General features: G+C 62.8%; 24 protein-coding genes. 16 read left to right on the forward strand and 8 right to left on the reverse strand.

Annotated elements, in window-relative coordinates; all coding sequences use genetic code 11:
• Positions 1 to 104: 104 nt before the first annotated feature.
• Both AC1Z3V_RS22325 and AC1Z3V_RS22330 read right to left on the reverse strand, forming a co-directional pair.
• Entirely contained in the window at positions 105 to 773 is a 669-nt protein-coding gene (locus tag AC1Z3V_RS22325; RefSeq protein ID WP_483501777.1) for a hypothetical protein, read from the reverse strand.
• Positions 774 to 982: 209 nt separating this feature from the next.
• A complete protein-coding gene (locus AC1Z3V_RS22330; protein ID WP_483501779.1) occupies positions 983 to 1450 on the reverse strand; it encodes a DUF5330 domain-containing protein in 468 nt (155 codons plus the stop codon).
• 641 nt (positions 1451 to 2091) lie between these two features.
• Here AC1Z3V_RS22330 and AC1Z3V_RS22335 point away from each other — a divergent pair.
• From AC1Z3V_RS22335 to AC1Z3V_RS22345, 3 genes are all read left to right on the forward strand, one after another.
• Positions 2092 to 3660, forward strand: a complete 1569-nt coding sequence (locus AC1Z3V_RS22335) for a sensor histidine kinase (RefSeq protein ID WP_483504132.1) — start codon at positions 2092 to 2094, stop codon at positions 3658 to 3660.
• Positions 3632 to 4597 carry a peptidoglycan-binding domain-containing protein gene (locus AC1Z3V_RS22340; RefSeq protein ID WP_483501781.1) on the forward strand — a complete coding sequence of 322 codons (966 nt, stop codon included), beginning with the start codon at positions 3632 to 3634 and terminating at the stop codon, positions 4595 to 4597. Before AC1Z3V_RS22335 ends, AC1Z3V_RS22340 begins: the two co-directional genes overlap by 29 nt.
• A gap of 65 nt (positions 4598 to 4662) precedes the next feature.
• Positions 4663 to 5022 (forward strand): DUF1491 family protein, encoded by a 360-nt coding sequence (locus tag AC1Z3V_RS22345; RefSeq protein WP_483501782.1) that lies wholly within the window; start codon positions 4663 to 4665, stop codon positions 5020 to 5022.
• A 254-nt stretch (positions 5023 to 5276) separates the two neighbouring features.
• Here the strand turns inward: AC1Z3V_RS22345 and AC1Z3V_RS22350 are convergent, their stop codons facing one another.
• Complete coding sequence (locus tag AC1Z3V_RS22350) at positions 5277 to 6353, reverse strand: DUF2336 domain-containing protein (protein WP_483501783.1); 1077 nt, start codon at positions 6351 to 6353, stop codon at positions 5277 to 5279.
• 295 nt (positions 6354 to 6648) lie between these two features.
• Between AC1Z3V_RS22350 and AC1Z3V_RS22355 the strand changes: the two genes are divergently transcribed.
• From AC1Z3V_RS22355 to AC1Z3V_RS22365, 3 genes are all read left to right on the forward strand, one after another.
• Positions 6649 to 7320: an SH3 domain-containing protein gene (locus AC1Z3V_RS22355; RefSeq protein WP_483501785.1), complete on the forward strand. Its 672-nt coding sequence runs from the start codon at positions 6649 to 6651 to the stop codon at positions 7318 to 7320.
• A 152-nt stretch (positions 7321 to 7472) separates the two neighbouring features.
• On the forward strand, positions 7473 to 7754 hold the full coding sequence (locus AC1Z3V_RS22360) for a hypothetical protein (protein WP_429808100.1): 282 nt from the start codon (positions 7473 to 7475) through the stop codon (positions 7752 to 7754).
• 314 nt (positions 7755 to 8068) lie between these two features.
• Positions 8069 to 8239 (forward strand): hypothetical protein, encoded by a 171-nt coding sequence (locus AC1Z3V_RS22365; RefSeq protein ID WP_173515953.1) that lies wholly within the window; start codon positions 8069 to 8071, stop codon positions 8237 to 8239.
• A gap of 152 nt (positions 8240 to 8391) precedes the next feature.
• Here the strand turns inward: AC1Z3V_RS22365 and AC1Z3V_RS22370 are convergent, their stop codons facing one another.
• From AC1Z3V_RS22370 to AC1Z3V_RS22380, 3 genes are all read right to left on the reverse strand, one after another.
• Positions 8392 to 8937, reverse strand: a complete 546-nt coding sequence (locus AC1Z3V_RS22370; RefSeq protein WP_483501787.1) for a DUF1254 domain-containing protein — start codon at positions 8935 to 8937, stop codon at positions 8392 to 8394.
• On the reverse strand, positions 8930 to 9517 hold the full coding sequence (locus AC1Z3V_RS22375; protein ID WP_483501788.1) for a DUF1214 domain-containing protein: 588 nt from the start codon (positions 9515 to 9517) through the stop codon (positions 8930 to 8932). The genes AC1Z3V_RS22370 and AC1Z3V_RS22375 overlap by 8 nt, the downstream gene beginning before the upstream one ends.
• 147 nt (positions 9518 to 9664) lie before the next feature.
• Positions 9665 to 11863: a transglycosylase domain-containing protein gene (locus AC1Z3V_RS22380; protein ID WP_483501790.1), complete on the reverse strand. Its 2199-nt coding sequence runs from the start codon at positions 11861 to 11863 to the stop codon at positions 9665 to 9667.
• Between the two features lie 163 nt (positions 11864 to 12026).
• On the opposite strand from AC1Z3V_RS22380, the gene AC1Z3V_RS22385 reads away from it, so the two are divergent.
• Entirely contained in the window at positions 12027 to 12494 is a 468-nt protein-coding gene (locus tag AC1Z3V_RS22385) for a YcgN family cysteine cluster protein (protein ID WP_429808929.1), read from the forward strand.
• A 178-nt stretch (positions 12495 to 12672) separates the two neighbouring features.
• On the opposite strand, the gene AC1Z3V_RS22390 is transcribed toward AC1Z3V_RS22385, so the two are convergent.
• Together AC1Z3V_RS22390 and AC1Z3V_RS22395 are read right to left on the reverse strand one after the other, a co-directional pair.
• Positions 12673 to 13011, reverse strand: coding sequence for an MmcQ/YjbR family DNA-binding protein (locus AC1Z3V_RS22390; RefSeq protein WP_429808931.1), 339 nt, complete (start codon positions 13009 to 13011; stop codon positions 12673 to 12675).
• Positions 13012 to 13230: 219 nt separating this feature from the next.
• Complete coding sequence (locus AC1Z3V_RS22395) at positions 13231 to 13371, reverse strand: hypothetical protein (RefSeq protein ID WP_429808110.1); 141 nt, start codon at positions 13369 to 13371, stop codon at positions 13231 to 13233.
• Between the two features lie 831 nt (positions 13372 to 14202).
• On the opposite strand from AC1Z3V_RS22395, the gene AC1Z3V_RS22400 reads away from it, so the two are divergent.
• The 9 genes from AC1Z3V_RS22400 to AC1Z3V_RS22440 all read left to right on the forward strand — a co-directional run bounded on the left by AC1Z3V_RS22400 (position 14203) and on the right by AC1Z3V_RS22440 (position 23444).
• Positions 14203 to 14457, forward strand: coding sequence for a hypothetical protein (locus AC1Z3V_RS22400; protein ID WP_429808113.1), 255 nt, complete (start codon positions 14203 to 14205; stop codon positions 14455 to 14457).
• 141 nt (positions 14458 to 14598) lie between these two features.
• A complete protein-coding gene (feuP, locus tag AC1Z3V_RS22405; protein WP_034789361.1) occupies positions 14599 to 15270 on the forward strand; it encodes a two-component system response regulator FeuP in 672 nt (223 codons plus the stop codon).
• Entirely contained in the window at positions 15260 to 16645 is a 1386-nt protein-coding gene (locus AC1Z3V_RS22410; RefSeq protein WP_429808116.1) for an ATP-binding protein, read from the forward strand. Before feuP ends, AC1Z3V_RS22410 begins: the two co-directional genes overlap by 11 nt.
• Before the next feature lie 196 nt (positions 16646 to 16841).
• Complete coding sequence (locus AC1Z3V_RS22415; protein WP_483504133.1) at positions 16842 to 17300, forward strand: hypothetical protein; 459 nt, start codon at positions 16842 to 16844, stop codon at positions 17298 to 17300.
• Between the two features lie 129 nt (positions 17301 to 17429).
• A complete protein-coding gene (gene ccmI, locus AC1Z3V_RS22420) occupies positions 17430 to 18572 on the forward strand; it encodes a c-type cytochrome biogenesis protein CcmI (RefSeq protein ID WP_483501791.1) in 1143 nt (380 codons plus the stop codon).
• Complete coding sequence (gene ccmE, locus AC1Z3V_RS22425) at positions 18569 to 19021, forward strand: cytochrome c maturation protein CcmE (protein WP_483501793.1); 453 nt, start codon at positions 18569 to 18571, stop codon at positions 19019 to 19021. The genes ccmI and ccmE overlap by 4 nt, the downstream gene beginning before the upstream one ends.
• Positions 19018 to 21006 (forward strand): heme lyase CcmF/NrfE family subunit, encoded by a 1989-nt coding sequence (locus AC1Z3V_RS22430; protein WP_483501795.1) that lies wholly within the window; start codon positions 19018 to 19020, stop codon positions 21004 to 21006. The genes ccmE and AC1Z3V_RS22430 overlap by 4 nt, the downstream gene beginning before the upstream one ends.
• Positions 21003 to 21458 (forward strand): cytochrome c-type biogenesis protein, encoded by a 456-nt coding sequence (locus AC1Z3V_RS22435; protein WP_483501796.1) that lies wholly within the window; start codon positions 21003 to 21005, stop codon positions 21456 to 21458. The genes AC1Z3V_RS22430 and AC1Z3V_RS22435 overlap by 4 nt, the downstream gene beginning before the upstream one ends.
• Positions 21459 to 21884: 426 nt before the next feature.
• The gene (locus AC1Z3V_RS22440; RefSeq protein WP_483501797.1) at positions 21885 to 23444 is read left to right on the forward strand and encodes a Do family serine endopeptidase; all 1560 of its coding nucleotides are present in this window, start codon (positions 21885 to 21887) and stop codon (positions 23442 to 23444) included.
• The last annotated feature ends 232 nt before the right edge of the window (positions 23445 to 23676 follow it).

Consider the following 23676-nt stretch of genomic DNA (forward strand, 5'->3'; position numbering starts at 1 on the left):
GCTGTCGGGCGCGCAGGCTTTCAGCCCTCATATAGGGGATCGAATGGCCATTGAGAACCGTCAATAACGGTTGCCTTGGGCATCGGCGGCATTTCGCGGGCGCGTCAGATCGAAACGCTTGACGGAAAGGTGAAGGTATTTCCGGCGCTTGCGTCGATCCCGCCGAGTTTGCCGATGGCGGCAGACGAGACATGGCCGGCCGCCCGCGCATCGTCAGCGTCACGGACAGATCTATCGTTGCGCAATTCCTGCTCGGCTTTCCGCAACAGTTGCTTTACCTGTTCGGCAACCGATTTGAGTTCGGCGACCACTTTCATGGTGGAGCCGGACTCGCGATTTTCGTCGCTGAATTCGCGATAGGCGCGCTCGGCGAAGTTTGCCGGCCCGGAGGGCGCGACTGCATCATCGTCTGTCGCAGCACGTTCCGTCTGCGCATTGCCGGCCTCTGCCAGGGCAGTCGCGGCTGCGGCGGATGCAACGCCATCTGCCGCTTCGATACCGCCTGCGCCGGCCAACTGCTGGACGGCCGCGCCGAGTTGCTTGGCGAGCCTTGCAAGCGTTTCGGGATCCGATGCAAAGAAGCGGAGCATGCGAAGCTGCTCCTTGATCTCGTCGATCTTCTTCTTGGCTGCGGCGGCGCGGTCGTCCGCGCCTTCGTCGGTGCCGAGAAGCAATACGGCCGATGCCGGGCTCTTGCCTTCGCCGGCGGTCGAAGTGCCGGGCGTCGCCGGCCGCCTCACGCCTGCATTCGAAAAAAGCCCATGGATCTGCATCGGGTGCCTCCGCTTGCCGTGCGGCGGACCTAAGCAGCCACGGCTTGTGCGTGGCTGGCTCGGGCGCGATCCAAGGTTGCGCCAGCGAAAAAGAAAACGCCGCGAGGGGATGGATCCTCGCGGCGGCCACGACAGGGCGGCAAGTCAGGCAGTTAAGTTGCGAATGGGTGGATGGGCGGCTCGCCGGCCCGACCGAGGGCTTGGCGTGATTACTGGATGACCGCGGCCTTGGGATCGAGGCGCTTTTCCGGAACCGGCGTGCGCTTGAAGACAGGCTCTGCATCGATGGTGCTGACCTCGGTGGCCGGAGCCGCCAGATCGGTCTGCGGCTTGGCCGTGCCGGTCATCGCCGGTGCGACCGTACCGGTCGTCACCTTGGCATCGGGCTGGGCATCGGTTTCGGCAAACTGGGTATCCAGGAATTCATAGGCGATGCGTGCACCTTCGCGAGCCCGATGGCCGAGGGCGACGAAGGTCTCGGCACCCTTCTCGCAGATCTCAGGCTTCTGGGTGCAGATGGCGCTGATGTATTGGAAAGCCTCATTGGCGGCGGCGAAGGTGTCGCCAAGCTCGACCTTGGGGGCATGCTCCAGCTTCTGCGAACTCGACGGATCGAGGAATGGCAGCAGCACCAGCACCAGCGAAAACCAGAATGTCGCCTTGATGAGAAACCACATGTTCTGCCCATCCTTCGTTCAGTTGCCTGAGCTCGCCAGTCTTCTAGCCGGCTTTTGCGCCTTCGGCATCCCGCAGCGCTGGAGTATCCCCTGATACCCGTTCGCGCTGCCGTCGTTTCCTCGGGGAACCTGCTGCCTTCGATGCAGCGTCGGCCCTTTGTTGAGATCGACACTAGGACGGGAATCACAAGACGGCTTTTCAAAATCGAGCGGCATTTGCTTCAAATTTTAATGAAATGCCGCCCTCGAGTGCTTTGCCGCGCATTTGTGTCGCATTTTAGCTTTCGCCGTTAAGGTTCGTGGCGGCCCCCTTGGCGCGAAGCCCGGAAGCGTCGGGAATGGCGTGCCGGTAGGCGCGCCACAATCGTTAACAGTGTCCAGAAAATGCACAGAAATCCGTTGCTTACGCCCCGTTAACCACAAGAAATGAAGGTCGCTCGATTTGCTTCAAAACGGGATTTTTCAGCCGTTTCGCACCGTTCCGGCACGGGCGCGTTTATTCTTTCATTAAGCCGGGGATGCGAGATTCCGACATGTCACGAGGCAGTCTGAATCGCGGTTCCCAGGTAGGGGAAATCGGTCGCGCCAGCCTCGCAAGAACAACAAATGTAGCAGGGTAAAGCGTGAACGTATTGCGTAACATGGCTGGCAGATGGGCGTCCCGCGTGGACGAGGTCGCGGCCCTGTGGCTGCCCCGTCGTGAAGCTTCCTCGCTCGCCGGACGCCGCGATACGAAACGCCTGCGTGCCGTTGCGGCCGTCTCGCTGACGACGCTGCCGGTGGTGCCGCTCGCCCTGTCGTTCGCCATGCCGGTGTCCTCGGCCCTGCCGCTCGGCACCGCCCTTTGGGCTTCCGCCTCGCTGCTGGCGGCGGCCGTTGCCATCGCCCGCGGCCGGGCGCCGGACGCTGGAGCGCCGGCTCCGTCCGATCCCGCGCTCCCGGACCTCTCGGCCGCCTATGACCTTTTTGCGGGTATCGTGACCGTACATGACCTGCGCGGCAATGTTCTCTCCGTGCATGGGCGCGATGCAGCCGAGCACCTGACGTTGATGCGCGACCCCGCAGGCCGCGGCTTCATCGAGCAGATTCACGTCTCCGACCGCATCACCTTCCTGAGCGCGATCGACATCCTTCGCCAGGGTGGCGACCGGGCGACGGTCGATATCCGTATCGAACGGCGGACATTGCCGATTGAAGGCGAACAGTTCGTCTACATGTCCTGTGAACTGGCGCCGCTACGTGATCGCGATGGCAACTTGACGGGGATCCTTGCCCAGTCGCGCGATGTCTCCGAGGAGGCCGGTCTGCGCGCCGAGGCCGCTGCCCGGACGGCCGAAGCGGAATCTGCGAACGACGCCAAAACCCGTTTCCTCGCCGCTGTCAGCCACGAACTGCGCACGCCGCTCAACGCCATCCTCGGTTTTTCCGACGTGTTGGCCGGCGAATATTTCGGCAAACTCGAGAACGATCGCCAGCGCGAATACGTAGGCCTCATCCATAAGTCGGGCGAACATCTGCTCTCCGTCGTCAACACCATGCTCGACATGAGCAAGATCGAGGCGGGGCGCTACGAACTCCTGCCCGAGCCTTTCCGCGTCGCCGAGGCGGTTGCCGCCTGCGAGGCGATGCTATCGCACCAGGCCGCCGAAAAGGGCGTCAAGCTGGTCAGCCGCGTTACCCGCGGCATCGGCGAAATCAATGCCGATCAGCGCGCCTTCCAGCAGGTTCTCATCAACCTGATCGGCAACGCCGTGAAGTTCACGGACCATGGAGGTGTCGTGACGATCGACGCCGAGGTGGATGGTGCGATACTGAAGCTCTCGGTCAGCGACACCGGCATCGGTATCGCCGCCGACAAGCTGGAGCTGCTCGGTCAACCTTTTGTCCAGATCCAGAACGACTATACGCGCCGCTACGAGGGCACCGGCCTCGGCCTTTCGCTGGTCAAGGGCCTCGTTGCGCTTCATGGTGGCGATCTGACGATTCGCAGCCGCGAGGGCGAGGGGACTGTCATCGTCGTGACGCTACCGTGCGACGGCTCCGGCATCGCCGTTGCCGAGCACCAGGAGCGGCGTTCGTCGGTAACGGTGGAGTTTCCGCCGCGCCTGCGCGATGGAGAAACGAAACCGGCTGCCGAAGGGGGGCGGTCCGAAGACGTTGGTTTGAACGAGGAACGGGGATATGGCGCCGCGCAAGCGAAAACAGCCTGAACGGAAGAAGGCCGCGCGGCGTGCGCCCGGCCTGGCCGTGCGCGGGCTGGCTCTTGCCGGACAGGGTGTTGGACTTGCCGGCCGCCTGATGGCGCGTCATCCGCTTGTCTCTGGCGGCTCGGCCGCCTTCCTGGTCGTGTTTTCCTTCGTTGCCGCCAATGCCATGTGGTATCAGCACGGCGTGCACCCGTCGCCGCTCCTGCGTACCCGCGTGCCGCTCGTCAGTGCCGAAACCGCGCAGCGGATCGCCATCGCCAAAGGTGAGGAGGTCGAGCAGCGTAACGTGACCACCTTCGTCATCGAGCGCGAGGGCGAGGCCAAGGCGGACAATGTCGAGGACGTGATTGCCGCTGCTTCCGCAGATCTTCCGGCGGACAAGCCGTCGCCCGAGCGCGTGGCAAGCGTGCCCGCGGGCGCGACCTCGAAGCTCGTCGCCGACATCCAGACGGAATTGAACCGGATCGGCCTTTATGACGGCGTACCGGACGGGCGCACCGGCCCGCGGACGGCGGCTGCGATCCTGCGCTTCGAAGCGCAGGCGGGCCGCGCCGAGACGGGCTTGGCCAGCACCGGGTTGTTGCAGGCGCTACGGGCCGCGCCGAGCGACAAGGCTGCTCAGGTCACGCCGGCGGGAAGACCTCTCGCCGAGGCAAAGGGCAACGGCGTGGAGATCGATCCGGTCGCTGCCGCCATTCGTTCCTCCGAGAAGGAAGGTAATTTCATTCCGCGTGCCGAAATCCCGGTTTCGAGCGAACTGGTGCTGAACATCCAGAAGGGGCTCAGCAACCTCGCCTATGCGGATGTTGCGGTCGATGGCGTCGCCGGAGAGCAGACGCGGGCAGCGATCCGCCACTTCGAAAAACACTACCGCCTGCCGCAGACCGGCGAGCCGAATGCGCAGGTCTTGAAGAAGCTCAAGGAAATCGGCGCGCTCTGATCGATGATCGGGTTTGACCACGCCGCCGATTTGCCTCTGCCAGCCGGCGCGTGTATCAGCCTTCCATGCGCTTGAAGTCTCACATCTTCGTCTCGTCCCTCTTGCGCCGCGCATTTTTGCTCGGCGGCTATGCGGCCGTGCTGCGCAAGGGAGCGGAGGAGGCCGGCGCAATCTTCATCCGCCAGCGGACGCGGCTCGGCACCGAAACGCTCTTTGCCCCGGCGCCGCAGAATTTCTTCGCCGACGAAGTCGATATTGGCCGTAAGTTTGAAGTGAGGTTGCGCGACAGCGACGCGGAAAGGGTCGATGCGGCCCTTGCGAGCGAGATCCGGTTCGATCCGGATTGCTGGATCGTGGAAATCGAGCTGGACGACCATGGCGATCTGTTCGAGGTCGTTCCGCAGGATGGCGCAAGCGGCCCCTGACGCTGTCTTGCCGATCAGGCGAACATGCTTGCCTCTCCACTTGGTGAGGCCGTGGAACGCGCTCATGGACGATCGAATCGACTCGATAGGCGAACTCTCGAAGCTGAGCGGCAGCCCGATCAGGCGGCTTCGGTTTTACTCGGACAAGGGTTGTTGCCGCCGTTTGAGTGGACTGAGAGCGGCTACCGCATGCGGCGCGGACTTGCCGGAGGATGCCGCATCAAGGTAGCGCGCAAGATAAGAGATTTCTGGGCCTAGCCGCGTCGCCGGCCGAAAAGTCGCAGTGGCTGCACATTGCCGCCGGCCGCTGCCGCAATCCGACGAGGGCCGATCTGGCGCGCACTGTTGGCGGGAGTTTCAGCGAAGTATGCTTCGTGCCTTGCAGCTGCGGTTGATTCTTCGGCCTCCGCCTCGAGCCAGGCATCGAGCTGTTCGCGACAGGCGGCGCGGTTCATGGCGCCGATCAACGCTTCGGCATGGGTCGTCTCGCCGAAGGGCTCGCGAAGATGCGGATATAGCGTCTCGAGCACAAAACCGGCATCGGACGTCTCGACATCGAGCGCGACGAGGCTCGTCGCCAGCCGCTGCCCGGAGATATCGAGCAGGACGCGTTCGACCTGCGCGTCCTTGGTGCCGAGTGCCTGGCCGAGGACGCGTGAGAACAGGATGATCTCGCCGCTACGGGCAAAGCGCACGAGCAGCGCCGCAGGTGCGTCGTTGATCGCATCGGTTGAGGTCGTCGGGGCGGTGTTGCGTGACCCCGCTCGCGCCAGCGTCTTGATCTCGTGTCGCAGCGCTTCTTCGCGGGCCGCGCGCACCGAACCAGCCTCGGCCTCCGGGTTCCTTCGCTCGGCCACCGCCTGCCTTGCTGCATTGCTGCGCGCGGCGAGCCCGGGCGGATTGTGGTGCTCGACCAGGGCATCGACGACAAGGGGAGAGAGGTTCGGGCGGCGCGCGATCGCTGCGGCGTGTTCCGGCCCGCGGTCGCGGATGACCGCGATGAGGGTGCGGTCGGTAATCGCCTTCGAGCGCGTCAGAAAAATCGCGGCAATGGAAATCGGCATGCCGCCGATCAGCGCGGCGACCGGCTCCGGGACCTGTGGACACTGGGAAAGGGCTGCCGCCGCCTGACGGCGGGCTTCGTTGCTGGAACCGAGGAAAAGCGGCTCGAACAGTTCGGCAAATTGCTTCATGTCGGACTTGCCGGGGATGCGCAGGCTTTCGAAACCGGTGACCGTCGCCATCAGGACGACGTCCTTCAAGCGGCCGGTCTGTGGCCTTTCCAACTCACGAAAGCGATCCGTCACGGTAATTCCCTGCACGCAAAACATGATCGCCGTTTCCGGTGATCCGGAAAGGCACACGTCGCAAAAATTAGAAGAAAAGCGTTAGCGTACTGTTAACTATGGATGTTGGAGCTTTATTCAGGCTTGCGGCACCTGCGTGGCGCCCGGCAAGGCCGACAGATTGCCCGATTACCCCGCTTTTCCGGGGACATTCGGGGCATTAGCCATAAAAAATCCACATGCGGTCACGAGTTATCGCGGCGACGGTCAAGGGCTCCGGACGCCCGCCGACGCCTGGAGGCCGAGTGAAGAGGGGCCTCTCCATGGGAGATATGGAACTGTGAAGAAATTTATCCTGCGCGCAGCGGCGGTCTGCGCGCTGCTGGCGGCCCCGGCGATCGCCGAAGCCGCGGAAGGCTTTGCCACTGCCAATGTCAACATGCGCTCCGGTCCGAGCACCCGCTATCCGGCGGTATCGCTGATCCCGGTCGGCGAATCCGTCGAAATTCACGGATGCCTTGCGGATCTGCCGTGGTGCGACGTCTCGTTCTATGGCGGGCGCGGCTGGGTTGCCGGGCGTTACGTCCAGGCTGACTATCGCCGCAATCGCGTGTATGTCGAGCCCCGCTATTATCGCCCGCTCGGCATTCCGACGGTTGTCTTCCAGTTCGACAGCTATTGGGACCGCAACTACCGTGGCCGCGATTTCTATCGTGAGCGCGCTCGGTGGCGCCGGGGACCGGATTGGGTCGATGACAGCCGGCATCGCCGCGACTGGGAACGGCAGCGCGAGCGCGACCGCAATGACTGGGAACGCGATCGGCGCCGCGCGCAGCGCGACTGGGAAAGCGGTCAGCGTGAAGAGGAGTGGTGGCGTTCGGAACGTGAAGATCGCCGAGAATGGGAACGTCGCAGCGTCCGCATTCGCCAGGACGATGACGGTATCTACGAACGCGCCCGCCCGGCGCCGTTGGTTCGGTGCCAGTTCGACGACCCAGACTGCGAGAACTGACGGGAAGCGCCGTGCTTCGGCGCTATTCCGTTGAATAGGAAAACGGGCGGCGCGGGCCGCCCGTTTGCTTTTGGCAGCTCGGTTTCTGTGGTCTCAGGCGGAACCAAACGCCATCCGGAGCGTTGAGACCGCGCAGACAAGGGAGCGTTGTAATGGTGGAAAAGAAACTGGAGGCCGTGCAGAAAGTCGGCGAAAACGTTTCGCAGGTGCAAGCGCGTGCCGAGGTTGATGTTCAGATCGCCGAACTGCGGGCGGAAATCGCTCGACTGACCGAAGCTGTCTCGGCCATCGGTAGCGGTACGAGGGCGGTTGTTCAGGGGGAGGCGGAATTGATGGCGGAACGCGTTCGCGAGCGGGTACGCGAGGAGCCCTTGGCGACGCTGGTGGCAGTTGCCGGTGTGTCGTTCCTGCTTGGTCTGATATCGCGACGCTGACTGCGGTTTGATGCCGCTCCGGACTGTTACCTTGGATACATCTCGAGGGTTCATCCGGCGCGATAATGAATCTAGGTTGGTGCCGGAGCGGTGTATTAGCATTCTGTTAACCAGCCTATGGCTCAATCGGGGCGGACCCGTTATCATCGGGCTGCGTCGTATGAACCAGAAGAGCAACATCCGGGCGACCGGAAGAAGGAGCAGACGAGAAAAGCGCGCCTGTCCAGGCAAGCCTGGAGAAATGCGCTGGCCCGAGAGGGCAGGGTGAAATCTGTACGGTAGTTCATCCGTCTCAAGACTTTGTGGAGACGAGCATGGCAGACGTGATCAGAATTCAGGACCGAAAGGTTCGCGTACCGCCGCGTAGACCACCGGCCATATCGAGCGGAGCCAAAGTGCTCCTGTTCACCGGCATCCGCTATGAGCGCCTCGACCGCGACCCGCAGCCGACGGCACCGGATGGACGCCGGATCAAGAAGCAGTAGCGTTCGATTTCGTGCGCCGACGACCGGCGCTGGCCGGGCGCGTGTCCTTGGCCCGAAACATCAAGGCCCCTTCACCATAATTCTTGCCTGAACGCAGTCTTTGCTCTTCGCTATCTGCGACTGAGCGGTAGGCCGCCTCGCGTTCGCCGCACTTAGCGCCGAAATGGCTCGCAGCTTGATTCCGCAAGGAAGTTGCGGACTTGCTCCTCGAAACTGTCGACCGGCGCCATCGCTCTCAGAACGGCATAGCCGTCCTGTTCCTTCATCTCCACCATGATCGATTGTGCCAGCGCCTCCGGCGGCGACTTGCGCAGTTCCACCAGTTGAATCGGCGTCGCGACGACAAGATCGAGCTTGCCGTTCACTGCCGTGTGGTCGTTCATGCTGAAGACTTCGTTCGAATTGCTGTCGAAGACCGCAAGCGACCAGAATGGCACATTGCCACTGGCGAGGAAGCGCGCCGGTCCGTCCGAGATCGAGAAGCTGCAAACGGCCGTCCTGAGATAGGGGTCGTCATTGGCAAGGCCCGTTGGCCCCGGCGTGCTCGTCAGCGCGAAGAAGCTGTCCATCTCCAGCAGTCCCAGCACGCGGGTATAGGCGTCACGGCCGGTAAACTGCGGCAGCGCCAGAATGATGATGATGTGCAGCAGCGCGGCGCCGACGAGGCCGAGGGCCGTGGCGAAGAGAACCTTACGCATCGCCGCACCCGGTCTTGGTGATGATCGGCATGGCAAGGTCTAGCAGCCCCGACGAACCTGCCGTCGGCGTGTCGAGCAGCGTCAGAACCAGTCGGAAGGTGCCTGAGTGGCGCAAGGCCAGCCAATTGTCCGGCTGGGCGTTCGGCGACACATGGATGGTGAAATTGCTGTTTTCGCTGCGCAGCACCGTCCAGGAATTGACGGCCGAGGGCAGGTCGGAGCCGGGACGCAACGGCAGGCCGTCGGCATTGGCCGCATAGAGCGTCCAGAAGCGAGCCTGTGGCGTCAGCCCCGTGACGTCATAGGAGCAGGACGCCTGGAGCTTCTGGCCCTTGTCGTCGGTCTGCGCGCTGAACATCAGTCCTTCGGCGCCGCCGTAAAGAAGTTCCCCGGCGCGTGCCCGGTGCGCCTTGGCATAGGGATCGGCATTGATCGTCTGCGCCTCCGGGAAAGCGACCCACGGGCCGATCGCGATCGAACCGAAGCCGACGGTCGCCTTCAGCGCCCATACGGCCGAGGCAATGCCGCCGCCGAAGGCGATGGCAAGAGCGAGGGCGACGAGGAAGGGGATTCGGAACAAGGGCGGCTCTATCGGAAATCGTTCTGCGGCGGGGCAACATGGGTCTGCCCCCATATCTCGCCGAAATCGGCGACCGGTGCAACGGCCGCCGACGCAGCGCGTGCGGCTCCCTGTCGAAATCGCTGCCGCAGGTCTGAGCGGGAGATTTCAGTTGCTGGCGGCATTGGGATCCGTCTGTCCGGAGCGTTTTTCTTCGGCAGTACCGAGGGCGGCGAGCTTGCCGCCGCTCTCCGGCGCTTTCAGGGCCGGTGCCTTTTCAAAGGTCTCGCCGATCGTGCGCAGCAGGCGGGTAACCTCGGCCGACAGCGAGCGAGGACGGACGAGTGGCGGCAGGGCGTTCTCATCCGGTTTCGCCGTCGCGACCTGCGGCTGCTTCGCTGGCGCCGTCGGCGCGACTACACCGGGGATCGCCCGGTGCTCGATGCCTTGCTCGGCATAGTCCATCAGCCGTTTGAACGTCATCGCCGGCAGCGAGCCGCCGGTCATGTTGTTGGTCGACGTGTAGTCGTCGTTACCGAACCAGACGGCGGTCGTGTAGTCGCCGGTGAAGCCGACGAACCAGGCGTCGCGATACGCCTGCGTCGTGCCGGTTTTGCCGCCGACGACGATACCGTTGTCGAGGGCGGCCTTGCGCGCGGTACCGATGATCGGAATCTGCGTCAGCATCGAATTCATCGACGCATTCGCGGCTTCCGAAAGCACGCGCCGCGCCGGCGGTTCGTCGCGACCGAAGTCGTAGAGGATATCGCCGTCATAGTTGAGGATCTGGCTGATGCCGTGACGGCGCGACTGTACACCGCCCGCCGGAAACACCGCGTAAGCCGTCGCCTGATCGAGCACGGTGACTTCCGATGTTCCGAGCGGCATGGTCTTGTCGGTGCGGATCGGCGTCTCGATACCCATCGCCTTGGCGGTCTGAGCGATCAGATCGGTGCCGAGCTTGTCCTTGGCGAGGCGCACGGGGATGGTGTTGATCGACTTGGCGATCGCCGTCAGGATCGTGATGCGCCCGGCATAGCTCCGGCCGTAATTCTGAGGCGACCAGCCACGCCAGGTGATCGGCGCATCGACGACCACCGTTTCCGGCGTCATGCCCTTCTCCATCGCCGCAGCGTAGGTGTAGACCTTGAAGGAGGAGCCTGGCTGCCGCAGAGCGCGGGTCGCGCGGTTGAACTGGCTCTCGCCATAGTCCCGGCCGCCGACCATGGCCCGCACCGCACCGCCATTCTCGATCATGACGATGGCGCCCTGCTTCACATTGAAGCTCTCGCCATATTGGCGCAGGCTCGATTCCACCGAGTCCTCGGCGGCGTTCTGCAGGCCCATGTCGATCGTGGTGCGCACGATCAGCGAATGCTGCGCGAAGGGCCGAGCGATACGCTGGACCTCGTCAAAGGCCCAATCGAGGAAGAAGTCGGGCGCCTTTACCTGGGCGCGGTCGATAACGCTGGCGGGATTGAGGCGTGCGGCGATCACCTGGCCCTCGGTCATCAGCCCGCCCTGGACGAGGTTGGTCAGAACCTCGTTGGCGCGCCCGCGCGCGGCCGGCAGGTTGACGTGCGGCGCGTAGCGGGCCGGCGCCTTGAAGAGCCCGGCGAGCATCGCCGACTCCGCAAGGCTCACATCGGTGATCGACTTGCCGAAATAGAACTGCGCGGCCGCAGCCGCCCCGAAGGTGCCGCCGCCCATATAGGCGCGATCGAGGTAGAGCCGGAGGATTTCCTTCTTCGACAGGTTGCATTCGAGCCAGACCGCCAGGAAGGCTTCCTTGATCTTGCGCTCGATCGTGCGCTCGTTCGACAGGAAGAGATTCTTGGCAAGCTGCTGCGTCAGCGTCGAGCCGCCCTGAACGACGCCGCCGGCGCGGGCATTCTCGGTCATCGCTCGGGTAAGGCCGAGGAAATCGATGCCCCAATGGTCGAAGAAGCGACGGTCTTCGGTCGCGAGCACCGCCTTGATCAGATGATCGGGCAGTTCGTCGATCGGCACGGAATCTTCGTGGATGATGCCGCGGTGGCCGATTTCATTGCCGTAGCGGTCGAGGAAGGTGACGGCGAAGTCGCTCTGGGCGCGCCAGTTGCCCTTGGTCTCCTCGAAGGCCGGAAGCGCCAAGGCCAGCATCAGCACCGAGCCGACGGTACCCCAGGTCATGCCTTCGCCGAGCACCTCGAAGACGACCCTTTTCCAGCCCGTGACGCGGAACCGGCGGAAGAAGATGGTGGTGTCTTCCCACCATTGCGCCAGTTTGAAGCCGGCATTCCAGACCGTGGAATTGATCCAGGAGTCGATCCTGAGAAAGATGTGCCGTTTTTTCGGCCGGTTATCGTCTTTCCTCGGTTCCCGCACGTCTCAACGTCCTGAAGGCTCTGCGGCATCATGCCGGCGCCGCATAATATTTGCACGGCGTCAAATTCCAATCTACTTGCATATCGCGCCGGCGGCCTTAAAAAACCGGCAATTTTCTGCGAAATTTTTGTATCGCGGGCTATTTGACGAAAGTGTGATGACGATGGGCGAAATGCCTTTCTGGAAGGCGAAGAGCCTTGAGGACATGACCAATACGGAGTGGGAAAGCCTCTGCGACGGCTGCGGGCTCTGTTGTCTGAACAAGCTGGAGGATTGGGATACCGGCGAGATCGCCTGGACCTCGATCCGTTGCACGCTTCTCGATGGCGAGAGCTGTCGTTGCAGGGACTATGAAAACCGGCAGGCGACGGTGCCTGACTGCATCCAGCTGACGCCCAAGGCCGTGCGCGAGATCACCTGGCTGCCGCCGACCTGCGGTTATCGCCTCGTAGCCGAGGGGCGCGATCTCTATTGGTGGCACCCGCTGATTTCGGGCGATCCGGAAACGGTTCATGCTGCAGGCATTTCGGTGCGCGGCCGCACCGTCGCCGAGGACGACGTCGATATCGAAGACTATGAAGATTATCTCGTCACCTGGCCGTTGGAAGTGGGGCAGGAAAGCGTGGAATAAGAGGGGATTGGCCGGCGTTCGGGATCGATTTGCGCCGGTGCCGCACGAGCCGGAAATGCACTCCTCTGGAGTTAGCCTAAAGCATATCGCAAAACTGCCCAGCGGTTTTGCGATAACGATATGCGAAATATCAAAGACTTGAAGCGCAAGGAGCGAACCTGAAAGATCGCGACGCGCCTTAGTGGCTGCCGCCGTTCTTCTTGACGAGGGTTTTCGGCGCTACGTTGCGCCAGGCCGTTTCCATCGACTGACGGACGAGGCCTTCGTCCGCTTCGACGAAGTAGAATGAGGTCCAGCCACGATCTCCCCAGCCGCCGGGCACGGCGGCACAAACCCCAGGCTCCATTTCCAGGAGCATGCGTTGCTGGTCGGGCGTGAGTTTGAAGACCGCGCGACCGGCTTCCGGCAAGGTCATGAAAATGCGCTTGCCCACGCGGAAATCCCGTGTGCCGAAATGCGCGTTCTCCTCCGTTCCCGGCAAGCTTAGCGCGAGTTTTTCAATCTCTTCGGTCAGCATACGGAAAGAGTAACATGGTTTTTCCGAATGGCCAAAAGGCTGAAAATCGCCACAAATATTCAAGGGCCGCAGCTTCTGCCACGGCCCTGTCCGTTTGTGCAACGACGCAACATAAGGGTTGCAGGAAGCGGCCCATCCTGACACCCATGGCTCAACTTCATGTTGCGTTTGGCATAGCTCGGGATGGTGGTGGCGAGAACCAGCTCGTCACCGACGGGCTTACTCGGCCGGTTGGATCGGCTTCGGGGCGCTTTCGCCGGCGGCGCGCATGGCGCGCCATTCGTTTTCGAAACGGTCGAGCAGCGATTGCGGTACTTTGGACTGCTGAGATGCGGGCTGGTTGTTCGCTAGCGTCTGCATCCGATCCTCCGGGCCTATGACGGTTTCATGACGTTTGACGGCGCGGACAATTTCATATCGTAAAGGCTTTGTAAATCAGTGGCTTAAATCATTTAAACGATTAAAGAATATTTAAATCGATTAATTTTTGGTTGATCCACAGCCGTTCGTCGGTGCGCATGCACACAGGTGCCGATACGTCAAAATTAGGCGTTCTTTTGAAGTAAATTTGCGGACATCTCTTCTTCCGCGCGCACGCCAATTTCGGCGCCGTTCAGCAGCCAGTGCAGGTGCTGAGCGCGAGGGACGCTCACGCCCTCGGTGGGGAAGCCGTGGCGACGAAATCGAAGCGTGTCAGTGGTTTAGTCCGGCTGCCGGAATCGAAACGCGATCATCTTGAATCAACCTTGCAGGATGGTGACTCAACCTTTGAACGGTCTCCGCCAAGGGATTCAAAGGAATCGCGAATCGCTTCCTGCTGGATGTGATATCTCAGCGTCCAGGATATGGCGGATACCTTGCGCCGCGACGCGAGAGCCTTGCCGACCTCTCGATCCTAGCGGAGCATGCTTAACAAAAGGCTGATTTCCGCCTGCTGCGCGCAATGCCGGGGAGCATGAGACCATTCCTCACGGCGCCCCTCAAGGCGAAACTGCCGCATGAAGGGGCAATTGCAGCCTTGAACGGGTTCCGTCGGGAACGGAATCGCTGCAATCTAGGGTCGGATTTCCGGTGAGGTCGATGGCTTCCGCGATGGCCGCCCGGCGGGTCGGAAACCCGACATTCATTTGCCATTCAGCCTCATTCGGTTATTGCTTCTGCCATGATGCTTCCCAAGTTGAAAGTGCGTTCATGTCTTCACCAGTGATCATAGCCGCGCTTGCTGCAGGCCTCGCGGGCTTCAGCCTGCCTGCGATCAACGTGCCGTCGGATAATGTCGTCCGCGTGTCCGGCGATTGCAGTGCGGCCGCTGCACAGGTGGTTGCCGACACCGGCGGCGAGTTGCTGTCGGCGCAGCCGACGTCCGATGGCCAGTGTGTGATCACGGTGCTCGTCCCCGGTAATGGCGGGCGGCCGAAAAAGGTGACCGTCAAGGTGCCGATGTAAGCCATCCCTGTGGCGCCGTGCGTCTTGTCAGGCGCAAAAGGTCGCTGTGGCGCTTTGAAAGCCTGCATGTTTCTATCGTTAAATCGGCTAGGATTGAACCGAAGCACGCAGCGGGATGGCCGCGAGAGGAAGTAGAGACGAATGCGCATTTTGATTGTCGAGGACGACGCCAACCTGAACCGGCAGCTCGCCGAGGTGCTGAAGGAGGCCGGCTACGTCGTCGACCAGGCCTATGACGGCGAGGAGGGGCATTATCTCGGCGATGCCGAGCCCTACGATGCCGTGATCCTCGATATCGGCCTGCCGGAAATGGATGGCATCACGGTGCTGGAGAAGTGGCGCGGCGACGGCAAGACCATGCCGGTCCTGATCCTGACGGCGCGCGATCGCTGGAGCGATAAGGTCGCGGGCATCGATGCCGGCGCCGACGACTATGTCGCGAAGCCCTTCCATGTCGAAGAGGTTCTCGCCCGCATCCGCGCCCTGATCCGCCGTGCTGCCGGGCATGCAAGCTCGGAGATCGTCTGCGGCCCGGTGCGCCTCGATACCAAGGGTTCCAAGGCAACCGTGGACGGCGTGGCACTCAAGCTGACGTCGCACGAGTTCCGGCTGCTCTCCTATCTCATGCACCACATGGGTCAGGTCGTTTCGCGCACGGAACTGGTCGAACATATGTACGATCAGGACTTCGATCGCGATTCCAATACGATCGAAGTGTTCATCGGCCGGCTGCGCAAGAAGATCGGCAACGACCTGATCGAAACGGTGCGCGGTCTCGGATACCGAATGCAAGCTCCGGGCAATGGCAATTAGATCGCTCACAGCCCGCGTATTGGCGGTTTCCACCGTCTGGGCGGTCGTCGCCCTGGTCGTGATCGGTGTGGTCATTTCCGAACTCTACCGCCAGGGCTCCGAGCGCGGCTTCAAGGACCTGCTGCGCGCGCAGCTTTTCAACGTCGTCAACTCGATTTCCGTCAACGAGAAGACCGTGCTTTCAGGCAGTCCGCAGCTTGGCGATCTCCGCTTTTCGCAGCCGCAGACCGGCTGGTACTGGATCGTCGATCCGATCGGCGAATTCGACACGCCACCCCTGATCTCGACGTCTCTCGGCAACGGCAAGCTGCCGATCGCCAGCGTCGATGAGGTCCCGTTCGACACCGGCTACGTCCGCTTCTATACCACCAAGGATCCGTTCGGTAACGAGGTCGAGGTCTCCGAGACCGAGGTCGTGCTCGACATCCAGGGCCACACCGCGCGCTTTCGCGTTGCCGGCAACCGTGATGTGCTCGAGGCTGACATCGATCGCTTCACCCGTAACCTGACCATCGCGCTCTCCATCTTCGGTCTCGGCGGACTTGGCGTGAACGCGCTCACCATTCTCTTCGGCCTGCGCCCACTCGATCAGGTCCGCCGCTCGTTGGAGAAGATCCGCACCGGTGAGAGCGAGAGGCTTGACGGGGCCTTCCCGCGCGAGGTCCAGCCGTTGGCCAACGAGGTGAACGCCCTCATCGACAGCAACCGCCGCATCGTCGAGCGCGCCCGCATGCAGGTCGGCAACCTTGCGCATTCGCTGAAGACGCCGATCGCCGTTCTGCTCAACGAAGCCCGCGTGCTCGATGCGCCGCATGGTGAACTGGTGCGGAACCAGGTGGATGCGATGCAGACGCAGGTACAATCCTATCTCAGCCGCGCGCGGATCGCGGCGCAGCGGGAGTCCGTGCTGGCGCGGACCGAGGCACAGCCGGCGCTCGAACGTCTCGTTCGGGTGATGCGCAAGCTCAACCCGGAAAAGCAGGTTCACCTGTCGATCAATCCGCCGGCATTGGTGCTCGCGATGGAATTGCAGGATGTCGAGGAAACCGTCGGCAACCTGCTTGAAAACGCTGCCCGCCACGCCCGTGGTGAAGTGTGGCTCAACGTGCGGCCGGCGCCGAGCGAGCTTCATGCGAAGGAGCCCGGGAGACAGTGGATCGTGCTCGACATCGATGACGATGGTCCGGGGCTCAATCCCGACCAGATCGCGCTGGCGATGAAGCGCGGCAAGCGGCTTGACGAAAGCAAGCCTGGGACCGGGCTCGGGCTCTCGATCGTCAGCGAGATCGTGCGGGAATACCAGGGCAGTATCACTCTGTCGCGGCGGGACGAAGGGGGACTGCGTGCGCAGCTCCTGTTGCCGGCCGCGGCTTAGGGCGGGATGAAAAGTGTGCGGGCTTTCGTGATCAAGGTGTCACACCCGTGCTCGAAAATGTCACACCGGCAGGGCGCGCCGTTGCCTCGGCAAGCGGGGAATGCCAAAAGAAAATCAAGGACAAGTCGTCATTTCACCCGAATGCACGGGGTTCACGAATACGGCTTTGGATAGGAATGGTTGAGTGTCGCGGATCATGAGGAACCAGGCAGAAATGACACGGACTTTTGTCGTTGGCGGTAGGATCGCGGTGATCGCGTCGGCCGTGGCTCTTGCCGGTTGCGGCACGACCGCGGGCGGCAAGGGTGCTGTCGCCGGCCTTGGTTCGACCGCCACTCGGATGTCCTCGACGACCTACATCGCCGCGCTTCAGGGCGGAGTGATCGGTCGCCTTTCCGATCTCGATATCGGTTCGTCCGACCGCCAGCGCGCGCTCGAGGCGGAGTATCGCGCGCTCGAGGCAGCGCCGGGCGGCCAGCCGGTGACCTGGGACGGACGCGGCGTCAGCGGCTCCGTCGTTGCGGCCGCTCCCTATCAGGTCGGATCGCAGAACTGCCGCCAGTACAGCCATACCGTGACGATCAAGAGCCAGACGAAGACGGCACGCGGCGCAGCCTGCCGCAATCCCGACGGCAGCTGGACGCCGCTCACCTGAGCGCGGGCCTTCTCAGGCGTCCGAGCGTTACCAGGCGGCTTGATCGGCCGTTGCGGCGAAACGCCTCAAATCTCCGTCATGGCGGGTTTTCGAGTTGGAATGGCATGGGCCTCATAGTATTGAGCGTGCATGTTGTTCTGGATCCTCGTCGCCATTTTGACGGCGGCCGTTGCCGTCGTGCTGATCCTGCCGCTGATGCGGACAGGGGAAGCGCCTTCGTCTCCCCACAGCCATGACATCGAGGTCTATCGCGACCAGCTCGACGAATTGAAGCGCGATCAGGACAGCGGCCTGATCGCAAGCGATGACGCCGAGCTTGCGCGGGCCGAGATAGCGCGCCGATTGCTGGCAGCCGGCGAGAGCGACCGAGTTGTGACGCCGGCCGTTTCGCCGCGCCGCGGGGCCAATCGGCTGGCCCAGGCCTTTGTGCTGCTCTGTCTCCCCGCAGTTGGCCTCTGCCTTTACTTGCTCACGGGTAGCCCCGGCGTGCCGGCGCAGCCGCTTGCCGCTCGTCTTGCCGATCCCAATGGCGACATCAATGTCCTGATCGCCAAGGCTGAAAACCACCTGGCGGTGAACCCGAACGACGGCGCCGGCTGGGACCTACTCGCACCGATCTACATGCGCAACGGCCGTATCGAGGAAGCGGTGGACGCCTATGACCGGGCGATCCGCTTGCTCGGGCCGACGCCGGCGCGCCTCGGCGGATACGCGGAGGCGCTCGTCGTGCAGTCCGATGGTCTCGTGACAACGAAGGCCCAGGAGGCACTCCAGCAGGCGCTGGCACTCGATCCCAATGACCCGCGCTCGGAATTCTACCTTGCCCTCGGCCTCAAGCAGGAAGGCAAGAAAGACGAGGCGCTGACCGCCTTCAACAGGCTGGTCGCGACATCGCCTGCCGATGCGCCCTGGCTGCCGCTGGTCAAGCAACATGTGGCCGAGTTGACGGGCGCCGCCACCGCCAGCGCTGCAGCACCCGGCAATCCCAGCGCCGAGGATGTCGCAGCCGCGGAGAACATGAGCAGCGGTGATCGGCAGGAAATGATCCGCGGCATGGTCGAAAGCCTCGAAAGCCGCCTCAAGCAAAACCCTGACAACCTCGAAGGCTGGGCGCGGCTGATCCGCTCCCACGTTGTCCTTGATCAACGAGACAAGGCGGCGGCAGCGCTAAAGGAGGGCCTGAAGACCTTCCCGGCCGATGGCGACGGGGGCAAGCAGCTCCTGGCGCTTGCTCGTGAACTCGGTATTGCGACCGATGGAGTGACGCAATGACGCGCAAACAAAAAAGACTGGCGATCATCGGCGGCGGTGTCGGCTTCCTGGTTCTCGCAGCCTTTCTGGTGATGTTCGCCTTCAGCCAGACGATCGCCTATTTCTACGTACCGAGCGATCTCGCCAAGGCAAACTTGTCGCCGGGTACGCGCATCCGCCTCGGCGGCGTGGTCGAAGGGGGATCGGTAAAGCGCGGCGACGGCAAGACCGTCACCTTCACCGTCACCGACACGCTTGCCGGGGTGCCGGTAACCTACACGGGCATCCTGCCCGACCTGTTCCGCGAGGGGCAGGGCGTGGTAACGGAGGGAGCCTTCGTTCAAGGGAGCTCCGTCTTCGTGGCGGATACGGTGCTCGCCAAGCATGACGAGACCTATATGCCCAAGGATGTCGCCGACCGCTTGAAAGCCCAGGGCGTTGAGCTCAGCGGGAAGGAAACCATTAAATGATCATCGAGCTCGGACATTACGCGCTGGTCCTGGCATTGGCGACGGCGGTCATCCAGGCCGCTTTGCCGATCCTCGGTGCGCGGCTGAATGATCGCGGCTTGATGGAGCTTGCGTCGAGCGCGGCGGTCGCCTGCTTTCTGCTGGTCGCCTTCGCGTTCACGGTGCTCACCTTCGCCTATGTGACCTCGGACTTTTCGGTCCGCAACGTCTGGGAGAACTCCCATTCGCTGAAGCCGCTGATCTACAAGATCTCGGGCGTCTGGGGGAACCACGAAGGCTCGATGCTGCTGTGGCTGCTGATCCTGACATTCTTCTCGGCGCTTGTGGCAGCCTTCGGGCGCAACCTGCCGGAAACGTTGAAGGCGAACGTGCTCGCCGTGCAGGCCTGGATCGCCATGGCCTTTGCCCTCTTCATCCTCTTGACGTCCAACCCGTTCGCGCGGCTGGTCCCGGCGCCAGGTGAAGGCAAGGACCTGAACCCGATCCTGCAGGACGTCGGTCTCGCCATTCATCCGCCGTTGCTCTATCTCGGTTATGTCGGCTTCTCCGTCTGCTTCTCCTTTGCGATCGCCGCACTGATCGAGGGCCGGATCGATGCCGCCTGGGCGCGTTGGGTCCGCCCGTGGACGCTTGCCGCCTGGACCTTCCTTACGGCCGGCATTTCCATGGGATCCTACTGGGCCTATTACGAGCTCGGTTGGGGCGGCTGGTGGTTCTGGGATCCGGTGGAAAATGCCTCCTTCATGCCCTGGCTCGCGGGCACCGCCCTTCTGCATTCGGCTCTGGTCATGGAGAAGCGCGAGGCGCTGAAGATCTGGACCGTGCTGCTCGCGATCATGACCTTCTCGCTGTCGCTGCTCGGCACCTTCCTCGTCCGTTCGGGCGTGCTGACCTCGGTTCATGCCTTTGCCACGGATCCGACCCGCGGCATCTTCATTCTCGCCATCCTCGTCTTCTTCATCGGTGGCGCCTTCGCACTCTTCGCCTTGCGTGCCTCGCACCTGAAAGCCGGCGGCATATTCGCGCCGATTTCACGCGAGGGGTCTTTGGTCTTCAACAACCTCATCCTGACGACGGCGGCGGCGACAGTCCTGACCGGCACGCTCTATCCGCTGGTGCTGGAGGCGCTCACCGGCGACAAGATCTCCGTCGGTCCGCCGTTCTTCAACATGACCTTCGGTCTCCTGATGCTGCCACTGCTCTTCGCGGTGCCGTTCGGTCCATTGCTTGCCTGGAAGCGCGGTGACATCGTCGGTGTCTCCCAGCGGCTCTTCGCTGCGGTCGCGATCGGTCTCGTCTTCGGCACAGGCTACTATTACGCGATGAATGGCGGCCCGGTGCTGGCGCTCTTCGGCATCGCTCTCGGGGTCTACCTGATCATCGGTTCCGTGACGGATATCGCCTTGCGTTCCGGCCTCGGCAAGGTTGCGGGTAATATCGCCTGGCGGCGCTTCACCGGCCTGCCGCGCTCGGCCTTCGGCACGGCGCTCGCCCATATCGGTCTCGGCGTCACCCTGATCGGTATCGTCGCCGTTACGGCCTTCGAAACCGAGACCGTCGTCGAGATGAAGCCAGGCATGACGGTCGAAGCCGGTGGCTACACCCTGCGCTTCGACGGCATGCGCAACGGCAGCGGCCCGAACTACACGGAAGAATCCGGCCATTTCACCATCAGTCGCGGCGGCGTTGCCGTCTCCGAGGTCTGGTCGTCGAAGCGCCTCTACCAGGTGCGCCGCATGCCGACGACGGAAGCCGGCATCCGCACCTTCGGCCTCAGCCAGCTCTACGTTTCACTCGGCGACCAGATCGGCGAAGGCGGCATTGTCGTGCGCATCTGGTGGAAGCCGATGATCCTCTGCATCTGGGGCGGAACGCTGTTCATGATGGCGGGCGGTTTCGTATCCTTGAGCGATCGCCGCCTGCGGGTCGGGGCGCCGGCGCGGGCCAAACGGCCGAAGGCGGTGCCCGTGGGAGCCGCCGAATGATGCGTCTGCTGCTGGCACTCCTGCTGGTCATCCTGCCGATAGGCTCGGCCTTCGCGGTCAATCCGGATGAGGTGTTGGCAGACCCCGCGCTGGAAGCGCGGGCGCGGGCGATCTCGGCCGAGCTTCGCTGCATGGTCTGCCAGAACCAGTCGATCGATGATTCCAATGCCGAACTTGCCAAGGACCTCAGGGTTCTGGTGCGCGAGCGCCTGGCCAATGGCGACAGCGACGAGGCGGTGATCGACTATGTCGTGTCCCGTTACGGCGAATTCGTGCTGCTGAAGCCGCGCTTCGAAACGAAGACGCTGGTCCTGTGGGGCATGCCTGCAACCCTGCTTCTCGTCGGGGCGATCACCCTCGTCGTCGCGGCCCGCCGTCGCGGCGCCCAAGCAAAGGGAACGCCGCTCTCCGAGGATGAAAAGGAAAAGCTGAAGAAGCTGCTTCACCCCTGACGCTCGCTCCGGCCGGGTCGATGACAATTGCCGCCCTGGCACCATAATGTTTTGAAATCGCTGAAGATTGTCCGCGACGGGGACCAAAGGTGACGGCGCGTGTTGTCGCTCGTCGGTCGGCAATCCATGCCCTTATCATCGCTTCCCGCAACATTACCAAAAATTCATCTTCTGGACAGAACTCAGTAAGGTCCCATCCGTTACATCTTTCGTCATCGGCTGTTCCTCCAGGGCATCCTGCTTTCGGGTGGTTCACGGAAAGCGGACAAGATGCTCTGGCATCAGGACGCTGCAGCGAACTTTACGCGTCAAAGACGCGTGGCGCTGCAGTCAGCCAAACGGGATCTGCCCCTCCTCGGGGCGGGCATCGCAACCAGGTTTCGGTGCCGTCTTTGACGGCATCAAGGAAGAGAAAAGGCAAAACGGATGAATACGACCAAATCCCTGCGTCCCTCCCTCAAGACCGTTCTGAAGGCCTCGACGGTTGCCGGCCTTGCCGCCGTCATGTTGACCTCCGGTCTGCCGGCGCGCGTTTCCCAGTCCTTTGCGGAAGCGGTCAAGGTGGAAGCGCCGTCGGTGCCGAGCTTCGCCAATGTCGTCGACGCGGTCTCGCCCGCCGTCGTTTCGGTTCGCGTCCAGTCGCGCGTCAATCCGGTTACCGAAGATGGCAGCGACTTCACCTTTGGCTTCGGCGGCCGTGGCTTCGACGAACTGCCGGACGATCACCCGCTGAAGCGCTTCTTCAAGGAATTCGGCCCGCGCGGCGATGACCATAGCGAGCGCGGCGGCCCGGGTCGCCGTGGCCCGCATGGCGAAGGTCGCCTGCGTCCGACGTCCCAGGGCTCGGGCTTCTTCATCTCCGAAGACGGCTACCTCGTCACCAACAACCACGTCGTTTCCGACGGCGCGGCCTTCACCGTCATCCTCAACGACGGCACCGAACTCGATGCTAAGCTGATCGGCAAGGACAGCCGCACCGATCTCGCCGTGCTCAAGGTCGATGACAAGCGCAAGTTCACCTATGTCGGCTGGGCCGACGACAGCAAGGTCCGCGTCGGTGACTGGGTGGTTGCTGTCGGTAACCCGTTCGGTCTCGGCGGAACCGTGACCTCGGGCATCATCTCCGCCCGTGGCCGTGATATCGGCTCCGGCCCCTATGACGATTACCTGCAGGTCGACGCTGCCGTGAACCGCGGCAACTCGGGTGGTCCGACCTTCAACCTCTCCGGCGAAGTGGTCGGCATCAACACCGCGATCTTCTCGCCGTCGGGCGGCAATGTCGGCATCGCTTTTGCGATCCCCGCGGCCGTTGCCAGGGATGTGGTTACCGACCTGATCAAGGACGGTTCGGTTTCCCGCGGCTGGCTGGGCGTACAGATCCAGCCCGTCACCAAGGACATCGCTGAATCGCTCGGCCTCGCGGAAGCAAGCGGCGCGCTGGTCGTCGAACCGCAGGCCGGTTCGCCGGGTGAAAAGGCCGGCATCAAGAAGGGCGACGTGGTGACCGCGCTGAACGGCGACACGATCAAGGATCCGCGCGACCTCGCTCGCAAGGTTGCTGCCATCCGCCCGGGCACGACCGTTGACCTGAGCCTCTGGCGCAACGGCAAGTCCGAAAGCGTCAAGCTGGAGATCGGCACGCTGCCGAAGGATGACAAGGAGGCCGCCAAGAGCCAGGACAGCCAGTCCGAAGAAACGCAGCCTTCGAGCGAGCAGGCGCTGGCTAACCTTGGCGTCACCGTCGTCCCGTCCGACGACGGCAAGGGCGTCACCATCGCTTCGGTCGATGAGGACTCCGATGCCAGCGATCGTGGCCTGAAGACGGGCGAGAAGATTGTCTCCGTCAACAATCAGGAAGTGAAGTCCGCGGACGATATCCTGAAGGTCATCAACGCTGCCAAGAAGGACGGCCGTAGCAAGGCGCTCTTCCAGATCGAGGCCGAAAACGGCAGCCGCTTCGTGGCCCTCCCGATCGATCAGGGCTGATCGCGGCAGTCAAATGAATGACCGGAGCGCCGCGATTTCCAAGTGATTTCGCGGCGCTCGCCGTTTCGAGCGGGAAGTACAAATGTGTGTGCGGTATTCCGCTCGCATCCCGCTTTCACCGACGAGAATCGATCACCATGAGTTTGGGTCGATCCGGCCAATATCATCGTGATCGAGGGCACTCGCCAATCCGGTTGTCGGAAAGCCGAAACCGGTTGAGACAGACAGGGGT

It is taken from the genome of Ensifer sp. 38_S197 (genome assembly GCF_056924495.1).

Bases quoted from the DNA above. Each gene is read 5' to 3' on its own strand.
- AC1Z3V_RS22430 (WP_483501795.1), top strand. From the start codon at position 19,018: ATGATCATCGAGCTCGGACATTACGCGCTGGTCCTGGCATTGGCGACG.
- feuP (WP_034789361.1), top strand. From the start codon at position 14,599: ATGCGCATTTTGATTGTCGAGGACGACGCCAACCTGAACCGGCAGCTC.
- AC1Z3V_RS22440 (WP_483501797.1), top strand. From the start codon at position 21,885: ATGAATACGACCAAATCCCTGCGTCCCTCCCTCAAGACCGTTCTGAAG.
- AC1Z3V_RS22370 (WP_483501787.1), bottom strand. From the start codon at position 8,937: ATGCGTAAGGTTCTCTTCGCCACGGCCCTCGGCCTCGTCGGCGCCGCG.
- AC1Z3V_RS22400 (WP_429808113.1), top strand. From the start codon at position 14,203: ATGTCTTCACCAGTGATCATAGCCGCGCTTGCTGCAGGCCTCGCGGGC.
- AC1Z3V_RS22360 (WP_429808100.1), top strand. From the start codon at position 7,473: ATGGTGGAAAAGAAACTGGAGGCCGTGCAGAAAGTCGGCGAAAACGTT.
- AC1Z3V_RS22340 (WP_483501781.1), top strand. From the start codon at position 3,632: ATGGCGCCGCGCAAGCGAAAACAGCCTGAACGGAAGAAGGCCGCGCGG.
- AC1Z3V_RS22330 (WP_483501779.1), bottom strand. From the start codon at position 1,450: ATGTGGTTTCTCATCAAGGCGACATTCTGGTTTTCGCTGGTGCTGGTG.
- AC1Z3V_RS22335 (WP_483504132.1), top strand. From the start codon at position 2,092: ATGGCTGGCAGATGGGCGTCCCGCGTGGACGAGGTCGCGGCCCTGTGG.
- ccmI (WP_483501791.1), top strand. From the start codon at position 17,430: ATGTTGTTCTGGATCCTCGTCGCCATTTTGACGGCGGCCGTTGCCGTC.
- ccmE (WP_483501793.1), top strand. From the start codon at position 18,569: ATGACGCGCAAACAAAAAAGACTGGCGATCATCGGCGGCGGTGTCGGC.
- AC1Z3V_RS22395 (WP_429808110.1), bottom strand. From the start codon at position 13,371: ATGCAGACGCTAGCGAACAACCAGCCCGCATCTCAGCAGTCCAAAGTA.
- AC1Z3V_RS22410 (WP_429808116.1), top strand. From the start codon at position 15,260: ATGGCAATTAGATCGCTCACAGCCCGCGTATTGGCGGTTTCCACCGTC.
- AC1Z3V_RS22385 (WP_429808929.1), top strand. From the start codon at position 12,027: ATGGGCGAAATGCCTTTCTGGAAGGCGAAGAGCCTTGAGGACATGACC.
- AC1Z3V_RS22435 (WP_483501796.1), top strand. From the start codon at position 21,003: ATGATGCGTCTGCTGCTGGCACTCCTGCTGGTCATCCTGCCGATAGGC.
- AC1Z3V_RS22345 (WP_483501782.1), top strand. From the start codon at position 4,663: ATGCGCTTGAAGTCTCACATCTTCGTCTCGTCCCTCTTGCGCCGCGCA.
- AC1Z3V_RS22415 (WP_483504133.1), top strand. From the start codon at position 16,842: ATGAGGAACCAGGCAGAAATGACACGGACTTTTGTCGTTGGCGGTAGG.
- AC1Z3V_RS22350 (WP_483501783.1), bottom strand. From the start codon at position 6,353: ATGTTTTGCGTGCAGGGAATTACCGTGACGGATCGCTTTCGTGAGTTG.
- AC1Z3V_RS22365 (WP_173515953.1), top strand. From the start codon at position 8,069: ATGGCAGACGTGATCAGAATTCAGGACCGAAAGGTTCGCGTACCGCCG.
- AC1Z3V_RS22325 (WP_483501777.1), bottom strand. From the start codon at position 773: ATGCAGATCCATGGGCTTTTTTCGAATGCAGGCGTGAGGCGGCCGGCG.
- AC1Z3V_RS22390 (WP_429808931.1), bottom strand. From the start codon at position 13,011: ATGCTGACCGAAGAGATTGAAAAACTCGCGCTAAGCTTGCCGGGAACG.